The organism is Nonomuraea sp. ZG12 (assembly GCF_052068115.1).
In the GTDB taxonomy this organism is placed as follows: Bacteria; Actinomycetota; Actinomycetes; order Streptosporangiales; family Streptosporangiaceae; genus Nonomuraea.
In genome coordinates this window covers 1-654 of sequence record NZ_JBQHCW010000098.1, presented here as the reverse complement: position 1 = coordinate 654, position 654 = coordinate 1, and the positions used below count along the sequence as shown (strand labels likewise).

Sequence of the window (654 nt, the reverse complement as noted above, 5' to 3'; positions counted from 1 at the left end):
CACCAGACCGACCTCCACCGCGAACAACCCGGTCTGGGCGTACAAGGTCTGATCCGCCACATCCGTACCAGCCTGGAAATCCGGAACGCCGAGAACGACCTCCCGGATCGCCGACCCCAGCTCGGCCTCCAGCAGCGCCACCGCCTCATCGAACGCCGCCGCGAACACCGGCGACGCCGCATACAACTCAGCACCCATCCCCGCCCGCTGAGCCCCCTGCCCCGCGAACACGAACCCGACCCGGCCCGACCGGGCCGCCGCATCCGAGATCACCCGGCTCGCGGATCGTCCCGCCGAGACGGCGTCCAGGCCTCGTACGAGCTCGGCGTGGTCATCGCCCAACACCACCGCGCGATGTTCGAAGGTCGACCGCGTGGTGGCCAGCGACCAGGCCACGTCGGCCGGATCAAGCTCCGGATGGGCGACCACATGACTCAGCAACCGACCGGCCTGCGCCGCCAGTGCCTTACCCGACCGCCCCGACACCAGCCACACCAGCGGCCCGCCCGCCAGCACCGGCACGGGCGCTGGGGTGTCCTCGACCGGCACGGTGTCGGCAGAGCCCTCGGATTCGGCCGGGGGTGCTTCCTCGATGATCACGTGGGCGTTGGTCCCGCTGATCCCGAACGCCGACACCCCCGCCCGCCGCGGACC

Annotated in this window: 1 protein-coding gene; it reads right to left on the bottom strand. The window is 71.6% G+C overall.

The window, feature by feature from the left end; translation table 11 throughout:
• Positions 1 to 654, bottom strand: a 654-nt coding sequence (locus ACTMTF_RS49425) for an acyltransferase domain-containing protein (RefSeq protein ID WP_441117040.1), incomplete at both ends; no start/stop codon positions are given.